Below are 22384 nucleotides of genomic sequence, written 5' to 3'. Positions count from 1 at the left end.
AAGTAAAAGTAATTTGGGGCGTAATCTATCTATATGATAATTTAAAATGAAATATAAGTCTATATCTTTGTTGTTTTTTTGATTATATTTATGTCACTGAGCTCAGAACAATGATATGGAGGGTAAATTTATGAAATCGAATTACGTACCAGTTTTAATTGTTGGAGGAGGATTATCAGGATTAGCATCTGCGCTATTCCTTGCAAAACATAACGTGGATTATTTACTGGTTGAAAGGCACCCGTCTACTGCAATTCATCCAAAAGCAGGTGGAATCACTTTTCGTACGATGGAGTTATTTCGAGAATTAGGTTTAGAACAAAGAATTAGATTGGCGGGTAAAGCGTTAGAAAATTGCCGAGGAAGAATAGCAGTTCATACAATAGCTGAGGTGAATAGTGAAGAATTGGCACAAATGAGGGCGAATCAGTATGGAAACGATGAGAAGTTACTTCAAAAAATAGAAGAGATTAGTCCATCAAAACAAACGGCTTGTTATCAAATTATTTTAGAAGAGATGATGTTACAAGAAGCGAGAACATTAGGCGGAGAATTATCTTTTTATCATGAATTAGTTTCTTATGAACAAAATGAGCACGGAGTAATAGCAACGATTCGGAATCGTGAAACGGAAGAAGAAAGTATTATTCATTGTGACTATGTAATTGCAGCGGATGGGGCAAAAAGTAAAATACGTGAGCAGCTAGGGATAAGTACCGAGGGACGAGGTACAATCGGTGGCTATTATATGAATATTTATTTTGAAGCGGATTTAAATGAGTTTATACAAGGAGATGCATTTGGTTTTTCTATGGTACTTCATCCGGAAGTTCTTGGTGCGCTTATTCCAGTTGATAACGAAAGAAAATGGATTTACCATGTATCCTACGATCCATTAAAAGGAGAGCGACCAGAGGATTTCACTATAGAGCGTTGTAAACAAATTATTCACACAGCAATTGGCAACACAAATGTCGAGTCAGAAATAGTAAGTGTTTTACCGTGGGAAGCGACTGAAAGTACTGCTACAAAATTTCAAGATAATCGCATTTTTTTAGTTGGCGATTCTGCACATATTATGCCACCAACAGGAGGATTTGGTTCAAATACAGGCATACAAGATGCGCATAACTTAGCTTGGAAATTAGCGGCTGTTATTAAAGGGAAAGCAAAACAGAAATTGTTGGAAACATATCATGAAGAGAGATACACTGTTGCAAAATTAACGACGGAGTATGCGAGTAGTTTATTGTTCCGTGCTGCGAATAGAGAAGAAGGTAGTTTGAATAATATGGATGGTTTAGCTGTAACTGTCGGGTATCAGTATTGTTCAAAAGTAATAATAGATGACCCAGCTACTCCACATAGAATGGATATCATAGATTTGAACGGAAGACCTGGAACGCGAGCACCTCATTTTTTTGGAATGTATGAAGGGGAGAAGGTTTCTATATTAGACTTATTCGGTAACAATTTTGTATTACTTACTGAAGTAGAAAATAGTTCTTGGGTTGAAGCTGTATTTGATGTTTCATTTAAATTAGGAATAATTATTAAAATGTATCGAGTAGGGGTAAGTGGAGACTTTATTGCTCAAGAAAATGTTTTTCGTGAATTATATGGGATAGAGAATGAAGGAGTTGTACTAATTAGACCAGATGGCTTTATAGGTTGGCGTTCGGAAAAAGCAGTGGTAAATCCAGCTGTAATGCTGGAGGAGGTAATGAGTAATTTATTATGTGATTTTTAAGTAACTACGGAAGTATTGTTTTATATGCTTCATTTTACTGGAAAAATAATATTCACAAATATTAATAGGTTTGGTATGATTAATTTCGACAAGTTAATCGAGGCCGGAGATATTTGAGATAAGCCATAAATTTATTTAGGGATACAGAAGTGTTCTCTAAATAAATTATGGCTTTTTTTATTGATGAACTGTAATCAATAAGGAGTTACATGTGAATAGGAGGGATATGGAAAATAAATAGTATAGTAATAACATAGGGGAATTGTATTTGTAAGATTGGAATTTTAATATAAGCTTATAAAAATAATGAAAGTATATCTTCTATTTCGTGTAAATCTCATTAACTTGTTGAAATTTACAACGTAGGAAGGGTTAGAAGGATGAGAAAAATTATTAGCGTGTTAGTTATTTTCTTTACGATGGGAAGTATTTTTGCTGGGGGAGCTGTTCATGCGAAATCAGAAGGGAAGCATGAATGGAATACGAATAAATTTTTAAACATTGCACATCGCGGAGCAAGTGGACATGCACCTGAGCATACTTTTGCTTCTTATGATCTAGTGAAAAAAATGAAAGCGGATTATTTGGAATTAGATATTCAGTTAACTAAGGACGGCCAGTTGATTGCAATGCATGATACAGCAGTTGATCGTACTACAAATGGAACAGGTGAAGTACGAGATAAAACATTAAGTGAAATAAAGAACTTAGATGCAGGATCTTGGTTCAATAAAGCTTATCCAGAAAAGGCTAAGCAAGAGTATGTTGGTCAAAAAGTTCCGACTCTTGAAGAAATCTTCCAAAAGTACGGAAGAAGCATGAAGTATTACATTGAAACAAAATCGCCAGATGTGTATCCAGGAATGGAAGAGAAATTATTAGCTTTATTAAAAAAATATAATTTAGTAGGTCAAAACATGTCTTCTAGCCGTGTTATGATTCAATCATTTAGTAAAGATAGTTTAACAAAGATTCATAGTATGAATAAAAATATTCCGTTAGTTCAACTGCTTTGGTATTATCCAAATGAAAACAATGAGATTGTTGAATGGTCTAGTATTACACATGAACCGAAAAGTGTAACGAATGATGATTTTCAAGAAATTAAAAAGTATGCAGTTGGTATTGGACCAAACTTACGTAATGATAACGGAGAACTAATTATTGATGAGTCATATATGAAAATGGCTAGGAAAAATGGACTGTTAATTCACCCGTATACAATTAATGAGAAACCAGATATGAGATTGTTAATTAAATGGGGTGCTACAGGAATGTTTACAAATTACCCTGATCGATTACATAGTGTGTTAAAAGAAAAATAAGTAAGATAGCATAAAAGGTATACCGACGTTTTGGGTATACCTTTTTCTATTATGCTAGATTATAGTAGTAGGATACATATTCCTCTAAACCTTGAACCTCTTTTTCAGGTAGCTCAATACCGCCTTTTCTACCGTAGCAAACATTTCTCAAGTATTCTCCAAAAATCATAGAGCGACTCTTTTCATCTTCCATTCAATTATATCTATTCATTATAAACTCACCATCGAAACTTGTATCAAATGTATATGGGATACAAGTAATAGTTTTAGGTAGATGTTTTTTTAATACTCTATATTGCCGACCAGCTCCTAAACTTTTGCATACAAATAGTAGCCGATTAATCTTTGTGAAATCAAAAATCTTTTTCGCTTCAATTACATTAGCAATAGAATGGAGGGAGTTTGTCTCGAATAGGATAGCGTCTTTTGGTACGCCATGTTCAATTAATTTATTTACAATTACTTCTGCTTCTGACAATTCCCCGTAATTCCAGCTCGGATGCTTCATGCCATGCAAACTAGTACCAGCTGTAACGATAATTTGCTTTCCTAAACCTTGTTGATAAGCTTTTAGTGGAGTTTGCCAATTGCCAGAATGAGAACCGCCGAAAACGAAAATGGCATCACATTTTTGTGGTGTTATTTCTTTTAGAAAAGTGATTTCTGTAATTTGGTAGATTTGTTTTTTCGTAAGAGTAGGGACATCAGGATATTTAGGGATTACCATGTGAAAACCTCCTATATAGTAAAATGATAAATTCATTATATAGCGATTTTATTAAGTGGAAAAAGGGAAGTTTTTCATTTGAAAGTACCCCTTTTAAGATAATTCTCCAACAAACCAAATCTCTTTTTCATCGATTGCATCCTCATTATAAATGACTTCTTCAAAGTGCAATGTTTGGACAGTAGGACAAATTGAAATTCCCCATGTCTTCCAAAAATCAGACTCATTTGAAAGAGAAATCCATTTTTGAAATTCATTATTTCTATTGAAAAAATTTTGAAAGTAGTCATCGTTTTTAAATACGATAATTTGCGATCTCCATAAATTTTCTATAGAAATTAAAACAACAACTCGATATGTATGTGTATCGCTCGGTTTTATTTTTATTAAATGCTGTGCTTGATTTAATAAGGTTTGTATACACAATCGTTTTACTTTGCTAGGTGTTTTACATGAATTGATAAAAGCTTGAGAAACTGGTAATAGCATATACCAATATTCATCGTCATAGAAAGCAGAAGGGAACGTTTTTGTATGTTCTTCAATTCGTTTTATCATCGTATTTGTTTTACGCTTCATCCCACGTATTTTCTTTTCACGCATTGTGAATCATCTCCATAAATTTTTGTAATGCAGCTGAGTAATATAGATCTTTTCTAATAATAAAAGTAGTAGGAACTTTTTTGAATCTATTTGGTAAAGGATTGAATGATAAGTTATGTGCATGATCATTTAAAATAGATTTCATCATAATTGCTACGCCCATATTTGATTTTACACATGCGAGTATCGCTTCAATTGTTCCATACTCTAATACTCGTTTAGGTGAGATTCCTACTTCTTGAAGCCAGTCTTCTAATAAACTTCTATAATAGCAACCGTGACTAAAAGCGAGTAAATTCATATCTTCTATGTCTTTAAGAGAGGGTAAAGGTTTTTTACTAATGAGAACTAATTCTTCTTCACGAAATACACTTGTATGAAGTTCAGCGTGCTGAGTAGAGCCAGCTATAAACGCTCCGTCTAGTTTTCTTTCTAACACTAGCCTAATTAGTTGTTCGGTCGTATTTGTTTCTAAAATCAATTCGACTTTTGGGTGTTTCTCATAGTAGGCCGTTAATATAGAGGGAAGCCTTACCGCAGTTGTAGATTCTGTACATCCAATTTTCAACGTGCCCTTTGGCTCAGTTCCATTACTTTGAACCGCTTTTATAGATTGATTCATTAAGTGGATAATTTGTTTAGCGTATGTTAATAAAATTTCACCGTTAGAAGTTAAAGTTACACCTTTTCCGTTACGGTAAAATAAAGGCACACCTAATTCATTTTCTAGTTGTTTCATACGCATTGTTACGCCTGATTGTACATAGTTCAAATTTTTAGCTGCGTGAGAAATATTACTTTCCTTCGCAACTTCGTAAAATACAGTTAAATCTTTTATGTCCACGTAGTATCCCTCCGAAAAGGTATCATTTTTTTTGATGGATTATATAATGAATCTTTATTTTATATGATATCAGAACTTTCATACAATGAAAGTGGATGGAGGGATTATTTTGTTAATCGAAGAAAGGATGAATAGAAATTATAAGTGGATGATGTTAATTGTTGCGACGATTGCTCAAACAACAGCGACACTTATAACGTATGGTGTTGGAGTTTTGGCGTTATTTTGGAAAGGAGAATATGGACTTACGAATACGGAGAGTGGATTGTTAGTAAGTGTTGTAAATATTGGACCGCTATTTTGTATGCTGTTTGTCGGTCGGCTACTTGATCAATATAATGAAAAATTATTAATTTCTATAAGTTCATTTTTGCTAGGAGGTTCGCTTTTACTAACTAATATAGTAAATGGATTTAATGGACTGTTATTTGTACTTTTATTAGTAGGGATGTTTTATAGTGTTTCCCAGCCAGGAGGAAGTAAAGTGATTTTAAAATGGTTCTCAAAAGAAAATCGTGGGTTAGCGATGGGAATAAGGCAAGCGGGTATACCGATTGGTGGTGCTTTAGCAGGAGTATTAATCCCTTTTCTTACAATACAATATAATGTGACCTACGGGATAAATAGTATGGCATGCATTTGTATAATTGGAGGTTTATTATTTTTTATGTTTTATAAAGAGCCATATGTTCAGGAGGAAGTAAGGAAAGAACATATTAAAATTTCTTTTTGGACGCAGCTAAAAGTAGTGATATGCAAAAAAGAGTTGTATCTAATTTATATAACGGGTATTTGCATGATTTCATTGCAAATGGTGTTAGTTGGGCACTTTATGAAATTTTTAGTAAAGGAACAATCTATCACATCTATTGTAGCTGGAACCGTATTTTCAGTGATGTTCTTTTCTGGAATGATTGGTCGTGTTGCATTAGCAGCTAGTAGTGATTTGTTTTATAAGGGGAATCGGCGCATACCTTTATTTATAGCTGTCTGCGCTTCTATCGGTTTGATTCTATTGTTAGTAATGTGCATACATACAGTAACGAGTGGAGTATTGTATGGTGTAAGTGCATTGTTAGGCTTCTTTTCAATTGGATGGTTTAGTCTTTTTATCGTCGAAGTTGCTGAATTGGCAAGTGAAGAATGTGTTGGAATAACAGTTAGTTTGGCACTTACATTCAATCAAATTGCGATTGTTGTTGCACCTGTTTTATTTGGTTATATTGTAGATGAAAAAGGCTATACGTCTGCGTGGTTATGTATAGTGTTATTACTATGTATCTCGGCAGTGAGTTTATATAGTAAAAACAAAAAATAAAAGAAAGTTAGTAATGTAAATTTTATATGAAGAAAATCTAAAGAAATGCCGAATGTGCGACATTTCTTTTTTATATGTTGTATAATCAAAAGATAAATGAGATTCGTTTTCAATGACGTTCATTGCCTCTTTTGAAATTACCTGTTACTTTAGCCATAATGAGTTGTTTTTCTGTATCGTTATGTGCATGATTTATTTTGTTTAAAAATTTTTCAGCATCATTTCCTTTTAATACTTTAATTCGTTTTCCGTAATATTCAATTAAAACTATGTTATTTTTTGTTACTTTGTAATGGAACATCATATCATTTAAACGATTGCGTTTATCAGTATTTTTCATCGTAACAACTCCATTTTTTATTATGTGTAACAAATGTTACATAAGCTGTTGAAATTATAGTAGGGTGTATCCGATTGTAAGGTGGAAATTTTGCAAGAAAGAAATACAATAGAGAGTAGCCAAAAACTGAATATGAGAAAAAGGAATCTAGTTTAAATAGGTGAATAATAGATAGGTAGTATTATAAAATATTTGAAAATTAAAAGATATAGAACAGAATGGATGTACGTTAATTGAAACTAGATAAAAGAGGGTTCCTAGTATGTTAAAGAAATGGTTAATCGTTTTCTTTATTTTTGCTATTTTTTGTGGGAGTGTCGTTGCACTAATACATGCACATAAAGGTAAGAAATATGATATAAAGGCATTTTCTAATGTAAATAGTAAGCAAAAGGACGATATGCAAGAAGTTGATGCAAATGAGAAAAAACGCTATGAAGTTGTAGCTGGAAAACTAGATCAATACTTAAAAGATAAAGGGTTTAATGGGAGTGTTCTGGTAGCTAGTAAAGATCATGTGGTTTTACGAAAAGGTTATGGATATGCGAATGTGAAAGATAAAGTAGTAACAACGCCGAGAACGAAATATCGTATTGGTTCTATTACGAAAACAGTCGTTGCAATATCTATTATGCAGCTAAAAGAAAAAGGGAAATTAAATATTGAAGACAATGTAAATAAATATATTCCATCATTTCCGGCAGATAAAAACATTACGTTACGAAATTTGTTAACACATACGTCTGGGTTGCCAGATCAGGGACAAGGTAGGGTTGATGCGGCGTCACGATTAAAGTTAGTAACGTGGATTGGTGCACAAAAATTGCAATTTTCTGCAGGGACTGGGTGGAAATATACAGATTATAATTATATGGTGCTTGCGTATATTGTAGAAAAGATATCGAATAAACCGCTCGCTGAATATGTGAAAGAAAATATTTTTACGCCTGTTGAAATGCATGAATCTGGAATGGGTGCAACTCTCCCTGAAGATATTTTCTTAGCAGAAGGTTATATGAAAAAAGATAATGAGTTAATAGCTGCACCCCGCTTAAAAATGAACTGGTTGTATGGGTGTGGTGAAATGTATACGACTGTTGAAGATATGAAAAGATTAGATGAGGCTATTATGGATGGAAAGTTGATTTCTAAACAAAGTGTATCAGATATGTTTACTGCATCACCTGTAAGAAAATATGGATTTAGTTTCTATACTAATCCAGATTATTATCATAACCATGGTGTATTAGCTGGTTGGAATACATTTAATAACTTTAACCGGGATAAACGAACGTTTGTCATATTATTCTCTAACGTACAAAATGGTATGAATGATACGTTTAATCAGGAGTTTAGGAAAATGGCGAATGATTTAATAGAAGGAAAATAATAATTTTAAAAGTCGGTATTGATATGTAATGATCAATACCGATTTTTTTATTTCGTAAAGTTCAGCGTGCTAAATAAGTAGGTAAGGAAGGTAGTTGAATAAATACATATAGGTAGTTAAATGATATGACTGTAAAGAATAATTGGGAATTTTTACATTGAAGAAAAAGCTTGAGCTTCACACTATGTGAAGCTTTACATTATTGGAGGTAAGAACAGGAGGATGAAAAGGTGAAAAAAGTAGTAAAGTTTTGTTTAATAGCTACATTATCTACAACGATTATTAGTGGTTGTTCTTTTGAAGGTGGTAAAGAAAATGTAAAAGGCAAAGAGAATGGAAAAGTAGAGGTACAGAAAAAAGTTGGGAAATATACGATGCCAGATGAAAAAGATAAACATGAAGGTACATGGCTGCAATGGCCTCATGAATACACATATGGTGAAGAGTATAAGCAGGAAGTTGAACCGATTTGGGTTAAGATGGCAAGCTCTTTAACTGAAGGTGAAAAAGTCCACATTGTTGCATACGATGAGGAGGAGAAAGAGCGAATTAATAAGCTTTTAATAGATAAAGGACTGAATATGGATAAAGTTGATTTCTTTATCGCCCCTACTGATGATGTATGGGCAAGAGATAGTGGACCAATTTTTGTTTATGACAATAATAAAAATCTTAAAATATTAGATCCAGCATTTAATGGTTGGGGGAAGAAAACTCCTTATAAAAATGATGCTCGTATTCGTGAGAATGTTAGTAAACAATTAGGGATCGAAAGGATTGATTGGGGGAACTTTTTCCTTGAAGGCGGTGCAATTGAATTAGACAGTAACGGTACAGCATTATTAACCCGGAGTGCTGTAACGAATAAAAATAGAAATCCAGATTTATCAGAAAAGGAAATTGAAAAATATATAAGTGACCTTGGGGTAACAAACTTTATTTGGTTAGACGGGGTGCCTAATTTAGATATTACTGACTTTCATATTGATGGTTTTGCTAAATTCCATGGTAAATCTACGATTGTAACGATGAAAGAAGATGACCTAGCCGAATGGGGTTTGTCAAACAAAGATATGGATACGTTGTTAGATGCAAAAAATGCGTCAGGAAAGAAATATAAGTATGAATACTTACCGCTTAGTAAAGATAAAGTTGCTTTAGAAAATGGAAAAGTTCTCGATTATAAAGGATCGTATATCAATTATTATATTGGTAATACTGTGGTGTTGGTGCCTAATTATAATGATCCGAATGATAAAATCGCAAACGATACGATTCAGAAGTTATACCCAGATCGTAAAGTAGTTGGTATTGATGTGAGAGAGCTGTATAAAAATGGTGGCATGATTCATTGTGTTACACAGCAGCAGCCAATTCAATTGAAATAATCGATTGAAATTCAGCAACCTTCCGACAAAATAGGTACATTGTTACCTTTATCTATTTTGTCATGTTTTATTTTTCGCAAAAAGGAGCAAGGGCATTGAAAGGAATAATATTAACTAGTTTCATAATGATAGGGCTTATGATTCTATTATTAAAATTCATACTTTCATATGAATTTTTATTATTGTATTTTAAAACCCTGTCAAGAGTCAATTTTTCGCTCAACCACGGCTATATATTTTTTATATAAATATATAATATTTCTCCGTGCTATAATCCATTCATGAAATGTGCACGTTTCGAAAATTGTTATGAAAAGGGAAATAGCTGGCATAGTGAAATTAGTTATTCAACCATTATTAAAAAGCGAGGTAAATATTATGGAACAAAAACATAATGGAATTATTTTTACTGCAATACCAGATAAATCAAATGAATATTATCGACCATTTTATGAAGACCTGATTTATTTTAATGAATATTTAAATGAAAATAAATCATTTACTGATCAACTTGTTTCTTTATCCGTTGAAGAGCAAGGCTTTCATACAAGCTTTTTTGAGTATGATGATATTTGGTTAAGGGATGTTGCGCCAGTTGTAATAAATCATTTAGTTAAATTTAAATATCAACCAAATTACTTACCGAAAGATCAATGGCGATATTTAGATCAACAATTTAATAAATGGTTGAAAAAGAACGACTTTGAATATGTGAAGTCTCCATTGATATTAGACGGTGGAAATCTTATTTGGAATAAAAAAGATACTGTTATATTAACGGAACGCATATTTGATGATAATGATGATTGGACGGAAGAAGAAATTATAGAGCAACTGGAATGGGATTTGGATGTGAGCCGCGTTATTATTATTCCTGCTGAAGAAGGGGACGTACTTGCGCATGCAGACGGAATGGTTAAATTTATTGATGAACATACGATGTTTATTAGTGATTTTTTAGGAGATCATGAATTTAGATATAATGTTCAAGAGGTTATTCAAGAGCAAATGCCAGAAGCTGAATTTATAGTTGTTCCATCATCATATACAGAAAAGGGACAATATGATCAAGAAATAGCATCGGCAAAAGGGTTGTATATAAATATGTTAGAAACATGTGATACGATTTACGTTCCTAAGTTTGGATTAGCTAAAGATCGGGAAGTGTTACGATATATTCAAAAGCATACGGAGAAACAAGCTATTCAAATTCATGTAGGAGAAATATCGACAATGGGAGGCGCAATAAATTGTTTAACGTGGTATTGTCCTCATCATTTGTTACCTTCAAAAATGAAAAGATTGAACAATCAGAATGAAGATTTTTCAGTTAGGAAGATTTTTGATTGGTTTTAAAATAAGCGTATAAGAAAATGTATTCAAGGGGTAAGTATATGTATACAATTACTGAATTTTCGCGGATTTGTAAAATGAGTACACGGATGCTAAGGCATTATGACAAAGAGGATATATTAAAACCAGCATATGTGAACCCGGAAAATGGGTATAGATATTATGAGCAAGGGCAGTTAGAAATAGCGTTGAAAATAAAAAAGTTAAGGGAGTATAAGTTCCCTCTACCGAAAATTAAAATCATTCTGCAGTCGTCAGATCAAGATTCATTTATTAAACATATGCAAGCACAAATTATAGAGTTATCTCATGAAGTAAAACAAAATTTACAGGTTATTTCAGAAATGAATGAAATGGTAAATATGAATCATGCTTTAAATACTGCTTGTCATAGAAATTACGATATATTTATTGGAATGAGAAATGAAATAACAGTAATTGCTCAAAGACTGCAAATAAATATAGATGATATGGATGATTATTTTTATGACTTATATGAAAAAGTACAAAAGCATAACTTACAAATAGTTGGTTCGCCCTCTACGGTCTTTTATGATGAAGAGTATATTCCAAATGAAAGTGATGTTGAATTAAGGATTCCGGTCATGCATGGGAACAATAAAGATGTAGTACAAGAATATGAAATAAAAAAATTAAATCCGCATCAAATCGTTACTACTATGCATTATGGAAGTTATGACTATATAGGTTACGCTTATATTTCGTTAGAAAAATGGATTGAAAGAAATGGTTATGTAATAGATGATTCACCATATGAGGTCTACGTAAAGGGTAACTAACTGTTACGATTTATTTAACCAATTATAACTAAAGTTAATTAAATATATCAGTAAGCCCTGCTAGTCAAGTGATTGGCTAGTAGTGAGGGTTAACTGCGGGCAATCCCTAAAGCTGATTGAACTACAACGTGGCTAGAAATGGCGAGCGTGAATGTCGCGAAAGCAGAAAAAATCAATCAGATGGTGCAAGGTTAAATCCTAAACATTAGAACAATGGGTCTTCCGCCTCGAATCATCTAAGTCAAAATGGATAAGATGAACGTTCAACGACTATCTCGTATAACTGACGAGAGTACACCACAAGCCTATGGTGGTGGAAAAATCCTCTATCTCTAAAGAGATAAACATATAGTCTGCGCTCATGTGAAAACATGAGAAGTTCATAAGAGAACTGGCTAAGGAATTGCGCCCTTAGTTGAACGAGATACATTTAATTAAATCTATCAAACCTCATTGAACCTATCGAACGTATGTGCTACGATAGATTTAATGAGGTAAGAATAATAATGAAATTTTACGAGTTAGTCAAGTATCGGAATTAACAGGTTTACATCCGAGTAGTCTCAGGAAAATGCTGGTGGAACACGCTACTATTCAGAAGAACAAATCTTTCATTAAAGGAGTTAAATTCTGATGATATTGGCGAAGAAAGTCAGACTGATTCCAACGCCTGAACAAGAAAAAGTGCTTAGAAACCATGCTGGTGCTGCAAGATTCGCTTATAACTATTGTAAAAGAATGAGTGATAGATACTACAAGCTATTTGGAAAATCTGTTTCACAGTTAGCTTTACAGAAACGATTTACAAGGATCAAGAAGCGAAAGAGATATGAGTGGTTAAAAGACATCAATGCACAAGTTCCTAAACAGGCTTCAAAAGATTTTGATACGGCGAGAAAAAATTCGTTCAAAAAGTACAAAAATGGTTCTCACACTTCTTATAAATCTAAAAAAGATTTAATCCAAGGATTTTATGCCAATTATGAAAGACTGGTTATAGGAAAGAAAGTAGTTCATATTCAGTCTATTGGAAAAGTGAAAACAAGCCAACAACTACCAAGAAACAAAAAACCATCCAATCCAAGAGTTACCTTTGATGGTCGTCACTGGTGGATTAGTGTAGGATTCCAAGAAGACTTTGAATTACAAGAACTAACCAATGAGTCGATTGGTGTGGATGTTGGTTTAAAAGAGCTGTTTGTAGCTTCTAATGGCATGAAAGAACGAAATATAAACAAAGATGCCAAGGTTAAAAAACTTTTGAAAAGGAAAAAGTCAGCACAAAGAGATATGTCTAGGAGATTTAAAAAAGGTGTAAAAATTCAATCTGCCGGATATGAAAAAGCTAAAACTGAGCACCTGCGGTTATCTAGGAAAATTACGAATATCCGAAATAACCATATCCATCAAGCAACAGCTAAATTGGTGAAAACCAAGCCAATGAGGATTGTTGTGGAAGACTTACCTATCTCAAACCTGTTAAAAAACAAAAAACTATCGAAAGCATTTTCATTTCAAAAATTAAACTTCTTCTTTCAATGTTTGTCATACAAGTGCGAGAAGTATGGCATTGAGTATGTAAAAGCTGATAAATGGTTCGCCTCAAGCAAGATTTGTTCATGTTGCGGAGTAAAATACGACCATTCAGTTCAACCAGAAGGACAGTGGAGTTTAAAAATACGTGAGTGGTGTTGTGTTGGGTGCAATAGCCATCACGATAGGGATGTAAATGCGTCGATAAATTTATCAAGATGGGTAAAATAAATGCTTGATAATAGGAGGTAACGATACTGCCTCGTGTGGAGTGTTATACCCCTCGTCCCTTCGGGGTTGCGAGAACACGATGAAGCACTAACTTGTGTAAATTTGATTGAATTGTATAGATTTAGTTAAGTTTATCGTATCGGACCTGAATGTGATTGTTTAGTAGAGGAATATGTGACACAAATTTGTTTTATAGTGATGAAAATAGACTGAGAATAAGGATTGACATTAACATTATGTCAATCCTTATTCTATTTATGTAAGTAATTCATCATAATAAAAAGGAGAAAGAATATGAAAAGAACAATCATGATTATTTGTCTGATTCTAAGTGTGACATGGGTTTCAGCGTGTACTCCTGGAGTAGGAGAAGGTGAGAATGGTAGCTTCGTTCTACCTAATCAGTTGCCTAAAAATGTAGTGTTTAAAAATGGTACAATCTATACTTCAAATGGAAAGCAAGACATTGTAGAGGCTGTAGCCGTTAAAGAAGGGAAAATTACTTTTGTTGGTTCAAACAAGGATGTAGAAGGATTTATAAATGAAGATACGAAAGTGGTGGATTTACAAGGGCGTTTTATTCTTCCTGGTTTTGTGGATAACCATAATCATATTTTTGAAGCAAAATCACCAGCAGCAGGGAATTGTAGTGTTTCACCGGATGCTGCGCTGCAAGAACAACGATCGTATTTAAAAGCTTGTAAAAAAGATGTGAAAGATAGTGAATGGATAAGTGGAACAGGATTTAGTTTGGAAGAGTTGTTAAAAGATATGGACGAAAAATCAGAACAACAAACGCCATTACAAGTTCTTGATGAGTTATTTCCTAATAACCCTGTATTAATTATGGAAAGAACTTCTCATTCTGTATGGGTTAACTCAAAAGCATTGGAAGTAGCGGGAATAAATAAAGAGACGAAAGATCCGCAAGGCGGAAGAATCATCCGGGATCCAGAAACAGGAGAACCTTTCGGGCTTCTGTATGATACAGCAGGGGATATCGTAATGGAAAAAGCATGGAATGCCCAGTCCAATCTCTTTAAAAAAAATTATGACGGTTTGCTAGACGGTTTAGATGAGGTGGCGAAGAATGGTATTACTACAGTCGGTGATGGACGTCTTTATTGGAAACGAGGCTGGTTAGACGTTTGGAATAAAGTTAATGATGAGAAAAAGTTAACGTCGCGAGTAGTACTTCGTCCGTGGGTATATCCAAATTTAAATGAAGCAGAACAAATGGAGTATTTCAAAAAAATTAAGCGTGATGATGTATCATCTAGAATGCTTATTAATCAAGTGAAAATGTATAGTGATGGAATTAGCATTAACAGCACAGCTAAAATACTAGAAAAATATAAATTTGAATGGTTTAAAGGAACCCCGTACGGTTTGAACTATATTCCAGAAGAAAAGATGAAGTGGTGGTTGACGGAACTTAATAAAATTGGTTACGGTGCACTCATTCACGCGATTGGAGATGGCGGGGTAAGAGAGAGTTTAAATGCAATTGAAGCAGCGAAAAAAGAAGGGGCGAATCAGCCTTATACGCTTACGCATGTTGAAATGGTAGAAGATAGTGATATAAATCGTTTTGCTAAGTTAGGTATTAGTGCTGATTTCCAAGTAGGCCATGATTTTGCAGAAGATCCTAAACAAAGCTGGGCAAGTGCGTATTTTTCAGATCAACAGATGAAACGAATTATGCCGTTAGGACGCATTTGGAAAACAGGAGCGAACGTATCGCTTAGTAGTGATTGGGATGTAAATGAACTAAATCCACTTGTGACGATTTCGAATGCACTAAGTATTGAAGAGAAAGGCTTATCTGATGTATACGCAGCTATTGATGCATATACAATTAAGCCCGCCAAAGCATTAGGTCTTGATACTATTACTGGTTCAATTGAAGTAGGTAAATCAGCCGATATGGTATTACTAAATGAAGATATTACTAAAATGAGTGCCGATAAGATTCCGAATGCGAAAGTTTTAGTGACGGTTTTACAAGGAGAAGTAGTGTATCACAAAGAGAAATAAAGAGACACCTTATAAAGTAGTTACAAGTAAATGAATATATATCTGTTGACCTTAACACGATGTCAAAGTTTAGACTGAACTTACATTCAAAGAAGGGGTGAACACGTATGATAAAAAATTTATTTTATATGCCTGCTGAGTGGGAGAAACATGAGGGGACATGGCTCCAATGGCCTCATGATAAAGCTCATAGAGGTGAAGGTTACAGAGCTAAGCTAGATGATATTTGGGTAACGATGGCAAAGGAGCTTCATTACGGAGAAATTGTGCATATTGTTGTATATGATGAGGAAGAAAAAGTACATGTCCAATCGAAGTTAATGGAAGCGAAAGTGGATATGGATAAAATTGATTTCTTAGTTCAAGAGACGGATGATGTGTGGATAAGAGATAATGGACCGATCTTTGTAAAAGATAAGGAAGGCAATCTCTGCTTAACACACTGGGTTTTTAATGGTTGGGGAGATAAATATCCGTATGAAAATGATGCTGTTATTCCGGCAAAAATAAGTAAGATGTATAGTATTCCAAAAGTTAAATCTAGTGTCTGCCTAGAAGGTGGAGGAATAGAGATAAACGGAAATGGAACCTTAATGGCGGCAAAAACTTCTATTATAAATGAAAATCGAAACCCTACACTAAGTCAGGAAGAGATTGAAATGGAGTTAACGAAGTATTTGGGGGTAACGAATTTTATATGGATAACTGGTATTCGCGGTGAGGATAATTATGATGAAGATACGGATTACCATATTGATGGCGCAGCACGTTTTGTAAATGAAAATACAATTCTTTATGAATATGATCCTTTCGGGGAGAGTGAATCCTACCTTTTGGAGGCGTACGAAAAGCATTATCAAGAATTGCGAAAAGCAAGAAATATAGATGGAAAACCATTTCAGCTTATACCAGTAACGGTGACAAGAAAAGCTGTAAAAGAAGCAGATTGTAAGGGCTCATATTTAAACTTTTATATTGGAAATGAGGTTGTATTGGTTCCTATATATGGCGATGAGCATGACAAGTTAGCGCTTCAAATTATTGAAGGGCAGTTTCCGGGAAGAAGAATTGTCGGCATTTATGTAAATGAGCTGTTTGCGTATGGTGGCATGATTCACTGTGTGACGCAGCAACATTTAGCATAAAGTAACCGAAATGAAAAAAGCATGCAGAGTATATACTCTGCATGCTTTTTATAATGCTGAAAACTCTTCAACAAGTGAGCTAAAACGATTTAGTGCACTTTCAATCGGTTCTGGCGTAGTTAAATCAACTCCAGCTTTTTTCAGTAAGTTTAATGGATAGTCAGAACTTCCGCCTTTAAGGAATTCAATATAATGTTTTTGAGCATTTGGATCGCCGCTCAATAACTTATCAGCAATTTGGATTGCAGAAGCGAATCCAGTTGCATATTTGTACACGTAAAATGGACGATAGAAATGCGGTATTCTAGCCCAGCCGTATTTTACTTCTTCGTCAAATACGAGGGAGTCGCCATTATACCCTCTAAACAAGTTTTCATAAACTTCGCTAAAGACTTGGGCATTTAATGGTTTACCTTGCTGTGCCATTTCATGTGTGATTTTTTCAAACTCAGCGAACATGATTTGTGTAAAGAAAGTGCCTTTAAATTTATCGATGAAATGGTTTACTAAATGATTACGTACATCAGCATCTTTTGCTTCTTTTAATAAATGATGAATTAATAGCACTTCATTTACTGTAGAAGCGACTTCTGCGACAAAAATAGTATAGTGTGCAGAAATTCTTGGTTGGTATCCGTGTGAGTAATGTGTATGCATGCCGTGACCACATTCATGAGTAAGAGTGAAAAGGCTATTTAAATCATCGTGATGATTTAAAAGGATGAAAGGATGAACACCGTGTACACCAAAGTTATAAGCACCGGAACGTTTTCCTGGCGTTTCTCTCACGTCGATATAACGTTTATCTTTAAAGCTTTTTAATGTTTCAATATATTCTTCACCTAATGGAGCTAGTGATTCGATCATGATGTCAAACGCTTTGTCATATGGAATGTCTTGTTTTACACCCGCTACTAAGTCAACGCCCAAGTCGTATTGACGTAGTTCATCTACATTTAATTTTGTTTTTCGAAGTTCATTATAAGTATGTAGTGATTGAATGTTTTTTTTCGTCGTCTCAATTAAATTTTCATATACTTCTTTCGGAACCATGTCGCCAAATAATGACTTTTCTAAAGCTGATGGATAGTTTCTTAGCTTTGAAACAGTAACATTATTTTTAATAGCAGCAGATAAAGTAGAAGCGATAGAATTTTTTAATTGAACGTATGGTTTGTAATAAGCTTTATAGGCTTCTTTACGTTTCTCACGATTTTCATCTTCTATTAACTTTGCATACATTCCGCGCGTTAAAGTAACTTTTTCTCCATCATTAGTAGTCACTTCACCAAATAGTATATCTGCATTATTTAACATGCCATATGTATGCTGCGGGGAGGAGAGTGCTTCACCCATTTGTGATAAAATCTCTTCTTGGTCCTTATTCAATACGTGTTTTTTATAACGGTATAATTCAAATAAATCTTCTTTATAGTATTGTAAGCCTTCTGCTTCTTCTATGTAAGAATGTAATGTGTTTTCATCTATGCTAAGTAAGAATGGGGAAAAGAAAGATTTAGCCGCACTTACTTTCACGTGTAATTGTGATACTTTATCGACAAGAGATTGGGCGTCAGTATCGCGTGTATCAAGGTCAGATTGTAATCGTGCATAAGCGAACATTAAAGATATTATGCTAGAAACTTCTTCACTCTTTGTTAAATAAGCTAATAAACTATTGCCATCGTGAATATTTCCATTAAACTCATGTAATTCTTTCGTTAATACTTCAATTTTATGAAAATCGCTTTCCCAATCTTCAATTGTATGGTAAATATCCGTTAAATCCCATTTCTCTTTATCATCTACTTGTAGTCGATCTTTAAGTTCAGTCATAATCATTTCCTTTCTAAATATGTAGTTATATTCCTATATAACTATGAAATACAACAAATTGCAAAAAATCCCTGCTGGAAAATGAAAAGCCTTGCTAAAATGGCAAGGCTTAAAAAATTATAATGTAATTCCGAATTTTGAATGTAAAAGATTTTTATATTGTACATCTGTAACGTTTTCTTTCGTTTTTTTACCGTTTTTCGCTATTGTCAGACTATCCTTTGTTAAAGATGCATGCCCATCTTCAGTTAGTTTTACAATAAGAGGTACTTTGTTAAATGGTGAGCCCTCATGTTCAACGATAATTTCTTGTGCTGCATTTGCTTTTTCTTCATCCACTTCTTCTATATAAAATGCGTAGCCTAACGTCCAATCATCAGTAGAAGATTGATCCAAAAACTCATTATTTTTACGCATCTCTAACATGTAGTTTCCCTTTTCGGTCATTTCTTTACGAATACGATAATCTCCTGTAACGGAGTGAATGACTTCACCTGAGAAAGGGACAGGTGCAAGAGGTAAGTATGATCCGAATCCTACTTCAATTAAATAAAGTTCATTATGATGTGTTAAAACGGTTGCGATATGGCCAGAATCAACAGCCCATATAGAATTTGCAGCATTGTACACTGTTCCTGAAACGAGATGAACATCAAATCCAGCGTCTTTAAGGAAGTAATACATAGTAGGATTGAGTTCATAACAAAGACCGCCACGGTTGTTTACTAAAATTTTTTCTTTTAGATTTTCTTTTGATATTTCTGTAAAGTTGTTTTCGAGAATATTTAAGTTTTCAAAAGGGACAGTTTGTGCCATCGCGTACATAATGTTAGGTAAATCTTCGAATGAAATTTTGTGTATTTCTTCTATATGTAATCTTGCAAAAAAATGTTTTTGAAAGTCCGTCATAGAAATCCCTCCGTTATGCTTTTATAGATAAATTGTAAACAATCTTGAATAAGATGTGAAATAAAAACTACGTTGAAGTATTTGTTGAATATTTGAAGTTAGATTAAAAAATAATGTGGGAGAGTGAGAGATTACTACTTTACTAATTGTAGAACGAATATTATAATAATTTCGATAAACTATGCAAACGTTTTCTTTGAAGGAGATGGTGTAAATATGTTGAAAAAAATAACAGTAGTCGGCTTGTCGGTTGTTTTGTTTTTACCTAGTATACATGTGGGGAGTAAAGTGTATGCAGATACGGTTAACAATGGAACGTTAATGCAGTATTTTGAGTGGTATGCTCCGAATGATGGTAATCATTGGAATCGCTTGCATTCAAATGCTGAAAATTTAGCTCAAAAAGGAATTACATCTGTTTGGATACCACCTGCATATAAAGGAACTACGCAAAATGATGTAGGATATGGAGCGTATGATCTATATGATTTAGGGGAATTCAATCAAAAAGGAACGGTGCGGACGAAATATGGGACAAAAGCACAGTTGAAATCTGCAATTGAAGCTTTACATAAGCAAAACATCGATGTATACGGCGATGTAGTTATGAATCATAAAGGTGGAGCAGATTATACTGAAAATGTAACGGCTGTTGAGGTAGACCGTAACAATCGAAATGTTGAGGTATCAGGTGATTATGAAATTAATGCATGGACGGGGTTTAACTTTCCTGGGCGCGGAGAAGCTTATTCTAATTTCAAATGGAAATGGTATCATTTTGACGGAACGGATTGGGATGAAGGGAGGAAATTAAATCGAATTTATAAATTTAGGGGTATAGGTAAAGCGTGGGACTGGGAGGTGTCTAGCGAGAATGGAAATTATGATTATTTAATGTATGCAGATCTTGATTTTGATCATCCAGATGTTGCGAATGAGATGAAAAATTGGGGGACGTGGTATGCGAATGAATTAAATTTAGATGGCTTTCGTTTAGATGCTGTTAAACATATTGATCATGAATATTTACGCGATTGGGTAAATCATGTCAGACAGCAAACAGGAAAAGAAATGTTTACAGTGGCTGAATATTGGCAAAATGATATCCAAACTTTAAATAATTATTTAGCGAAAGTCAATTATAATCAATCTGTATTTGATGCACCACTGCATTACAATTTTCATTATGCTTCAAAAGGAAATGGGAATTATGATATGAGAAATATTTTAAATGGAACAGTAATGCAAAATCACCCTGCACTTGCAGTTACTCTCGTTGAGAATCATGATTCTCAGCCTGGACAGTCATTGGAATCTGTAGTAAGTCCGTGGTTTAAACCGTTGGCATATGCATTTATTTTAACTCGTGCAGAGGGGTATCCTTCAGTTTTCTATGGTGATTACTATGGGACAAACGGAAATAGTAGTTATGAAATTCCAGCATTAAAAAATAAAATTGATCCGATTTTGACGGCACGAAAAAACTTTGCATATGGTACGCAGCGTGATTATTTAGACCATCCAGATGTAATTGGCTGGACAAGAGAAGGGGATGATGTACATGCGGATTCCGGTTTAGCGACATTAATCTCAGATGGACCAGGAGGATCAAAGTGGATGGAAGTTGGAAAGAATAACGCGGGGGAAGTATGGTACGATATGACGGGTAATCAAACAAATACTGTAACAATTAATAAGGACGGATGGGGACAATTCCATGTAAGTGGAGGATCAGTTTCCATATATGTTCAGCAGTGAATTGGTGATAGAAAAGAAGAGGTAGACTGAAATATAAGTCTTCCTCTTCTTTTTATATTGTTATCATACCTAGATTTTTATTTTAATAAATGAATTAATCGACTTTTAAAACAACAAGAGATGCATTGGAATAAATAATATCACCAGTAGCTTCTCTTATTCGTACCCGAAGAACATCTCCTTGGTTTAAAGGTAATAAATCAGTTCTGGCGGATGTAGCTCTTACCCCAGAACCACCACCAACTCGTGTTTCAATTGCGAATTGAATAGAATCGTTTATTGTAAGATTTAATATACTAGACGAAATAGCTTGTATCGCAAATACGATTGAAAAGGATACAGAGTATACACCAGTGGTATTAATTGTAATGGAGTTGTCTACTGGATTTAGAGTAGTTTCACTAACAGGTCCTGGAACGGTAAAATTAACATTTGTATTAACTACGGCTGAAAAACCGATACCTATTTCAGAAGTTATTGTTCCAAATACGGGGAGTATCCCGAAACCGGTTGCTCCAGTAGGACCAGTTATTCCAATTCCGGTAGATCCTGTAACCCCAGTAGGACCAGTTATTCCAATTCCGGTAGATCCTGTAACCCCAGTAGGACCAGTTATTCCAATTCCAGTAAAACCTGTCGCACCGGTAGGTCCTGTCATTCCAGTAGGTCCGGTTGGGAATGTAAATGGTGGAATTGGTGGTAGTGTGGGGCCAATTAAATTGGGTTCAAGAGTAGGTCCGTGTAAAATGATGTATTGTTCGCTCATATAGTAACCTCCTATGATTGCTTGTCATAATTATTAAATGTATTAGAGAAAGTAAATGACATTCGCAATAGCGGAGGTGCTTATTTAATTTTTTCGCAGCGAAATTAAAGTTAGTACTTTAAAGTTCGATACAATAAAAAACTGTATTGTGATTGCTATAGAACTAAATATTAGTATGTTTTTAACGTGATTTTCATAGATATTATATTTGCTTTACGATAAAATAAATATAGTGTGAAATTACACTATAAGTGTAAAGTGATAATAAAAGGGTGTTTTTACACTTGTGGTTATGAGAAGAAGTTCTTTATATAAATCGTAATTTAAAATC

At 34.1% G+C, this 22384-nt stretch carries 17 protein-coding genes and 2 pseudogenes; 12 read left to right on the top strand and 7 right to left on the bottom strand.

The genetic code is table 11. The features are described 5' to 3' along the window. Window positions 1–130: 130 nt before the first annotated feature. On the top strand, window positions 131–1750 hold the full coding sequence (locus ILS93_RS05015; RefSeq protein ID WP_258126389.1) for an FAD-dependent oxidoreductase: 1620 nt from the start codon (window positions 131–133) through the stop codon (window positions 1748–1750). 380 nt (window positions 1751–2130) lie between these two features. After that, on the top strand, window positions 2131–3075 hold the full coding sequence (locus ILS93_RS05010) for a glycerophosphodiester phosphodiesterase (RefSeq protein WP_222660070.1): 945 nt from the start codon (window positions 2131–2133) through the stop codon (window positions 3073–3075). Window positions 3076–3124: 49 nt separating this feature from the next. Here ILS93_RS05010 and ILS93_RS05005 read toward each other — a convergent pair. From ILS93_RS05005 to ILS93_RS04995, 3 genes and pseudogenes are all read right to left on the bottom strand, one after another. Further along, a pseudogene (locus ILS93_RS05005) lies at window positions 3125–3802 on the bottom strand (YdcF family protein). A gap of 93 nt (window positions 3803–3895) precedes the next feature. Further along, entirely contained in the window at window positions 3896–4405 is a 510-nt protein-coding gene (locus ILS93_RS05000; RefSeq protein WP_064476906.1) for a DUF3916 domain-containing protein, read from the bottom strand. Further along, complete coding sequence (locus tag ILS93_RS04995; protein WP_103655096.1) at window positions 4398–5249, bottom strand: LysR family transcriptional regulator; 852 nt, start codon at window positions 5247–5249, stop codon at window positions 4398–4400. Before ILS93_RS04995 ends, ILS93_RS05000 begins: the two co-directional genes overlap by 8 nt. 85 nt (window positions 5250–5334) lie before the next feature. Between ILS93_RS04995 and ILS93_RS04990 the strand changes: the two genes are divergently transcribed. Beyond that, on the top strand, window positions 5335–6567 hold the full coding sequence (locus ILS93_RS04990; RefSeq protein ID WP_222660068.1) for an MFS transporter: 1233 nt from the start codon (window positions 5335–5337) through the stop codon (window positions 6565–6567). Window positions 6568–6676: 109 nt separating this feature from the next. Here the strand turns inward: ILS93_RS04990 and ILS93_RS04985 are convergent, their stop codons facing one another. Beyond that, window positions 6677–6907 (bottom strand): hypothetical protein, encoded by a 231-nt coding sequence (locus ILS93_RS04985; RefSeq protein WP_098625487.1) that lies wholly within the window; start codon window positions 6905–6907, stop codon window positions 6677–6679. A gap of 262 nt (window positions 6908–7169) precedes the next feature. Here ILS93_RS04985 and ILS93_RS04980 point away from each other — a divergent pair, with 262 nt between their 5' ends. From ILS93_RS04980 to ILS93_RS04950, 8 genes and pseudogenes are all read left to right on the top strand, one after another. Continuing rightward, window positions 7170–8297 carry a serine hydrolase domain-containing protein gene (locus ILS93_RS04980; protein WP_064476903.1) on the top strand — a complete coding sequence of 376 codons (1128 nt, stop codon included), beginning with the start codon at window positions 7170–7172 and terminating at the stop codon, window positions 8295–8297. A gap of 230 nt (window positions 8298–8527) precedes the next feature. Further along, complete coding sequence (locus ILS93_RS04975; protein WP_098102227.1) at window positions 8528–9685, top strand: agmatine deiminase family protein; 1158 nt, start codon at window positions 8528–8530, stop codon at window positions 9683–9685. A gap of 378 nt (window positions 9686–10063) precedes the next feature. Beyond that, window positions 10064–11041: an agmatine deiminase family protein gene (locus ILS93_RS04970; RefSeq protein ID WP_098102276.1), complete on the top strand. Its 978-nt coding sequence runs from the start codon at window positions 10064–10066 to the stop codon at window positions 11039–11041. Between the two features lie 38 nt (window positions 11042–11079). Beyond that, window positions 11080–11838 carry a MerR family transcriptional regulator gene (locus tag ILS93_RS04965; RefSeq protein WP_098102225.1) on the top strand — a complete coding sequence of 253 codons (759 nt, stop codon included), beginning with the start codon at window positions 11080–11082 and terminating at the stop codon, window positions 11836–11838. A gap of 633 nt (window positions 11839–12471) precedes the next feature. Then, complete coding sequence (locus ILS93_RS04960) at window positions 12472–13602, top strand: RNA-guided endonuclease InsQ/TnpB family protein (RefSeq protein ID WP_222660066.1); 1131 nt, start codon at window positions 12472–12474, stop codon at window positions 13600–13602. A gap of 129 nt (window positions 13603–13731) precedes the next feature. Next, window positions 13732–13815 (top strand): annotated as a pseudogene (locus ILS93_RS28925) (MerR family transcriptional regulator); the annotation flags it as partial. An 81-nt stretch (window positions 13816–13896) separates the two neighbouring features. Continuing rightward, window positions 13897–15639: an amidohydrolase gene (locus ILS93_RS04955; protein WP_098103390.1), complete on the top strand. Its 1743-nt coding sequence runs from the start codon at window positions 13897–13899 to the stop codon at window positions 15637–15639. 107 nt (window positions 15640–15746) lie between these two features. Further along, complete coding sequence (locus ILS93_RS04950; RefSeq protein WP_088047101.1) at window positions 15747–16784, top strand: agmatine deiminase family protein; 1038 nt, start codon at window positions 15747–15749, stop codon at window positions 16782–16784. 48 nt (window positions 16785–16832) lie between these two features. Here the strand turns inward: ILS93_RS04950 and pepF are convergent, their stop codons facing one another. Beyond that, complete coding sequence (gene pepF / locus ILS93_RS04945; RefSeq protein ID WP_098103391.1) at window positions 16833–18620, bottom strand: oligoendopeptidase F; 1788 nt, start codon at window positions 18618–18620, stop codon at window positions 16833–16835. A 117-nt stretch (window positions 18621–18737) separates the two neighbouring features. Beyond that, window positions 18738–19529 (bottom strand): arylamine N-acetyltransferase family protein, encoded by a 792-nt coding sequence (locus ILS93_RS04940; protein ID WP_098103392.1) that lies wholly within the window; start codon window positions 19527–19529, stop codon window positions 18738–18740. 216 nt (window positions 19530–19745) lie between these two features. Between ILS93_RS04940 and amyS the strand changes: the two genes are divergently transcribed. Next, a complete protein-coding gene (amyS, locus tag ILS93_RS04935; RefSeq protein WP_098103393.1) occupies window positions 19746–21287 on the top strand; it encodes an alpha-amylase in 1542 nt (513 codons plus the stop codon). A gap of 94 nt (window positions 21288–21381) precedes the next feature. Here the strand turns inward: amyS and betA are convergent, their stop codons facing one another. After that, window positions 21382–22053 (bottom strand): collagen-like exosporium glycoprotein BetA, encoded by a 672-nt coding sequence (gene betA, locus ILS93_RS04930; protein ID WP_222660064.1) that lies wholly within the window; start codon window positions 22051–22053, stop codon window positions 21382–21384. Window positions 22054–22384 lie beyond the last annotated feature (331 nt).

Origin of the sequence: Bacillus sp. 16GRE42, from assembly GCF_019837435.1 — a bacterium.
In the GTDB taxonomy this organism is placed as follows: domain Bacteria; phylum Bacillota; class Bacilli; order Bacillales; family Bacillaceae_G; genus Bacillus_A; species Bacillus_A wiedmannii.
The sequence above is the reverse complement of the archived record's forward strand: the minus strand, read 5'-3'. Positions and strand labels throughout refer to the sequence as shown.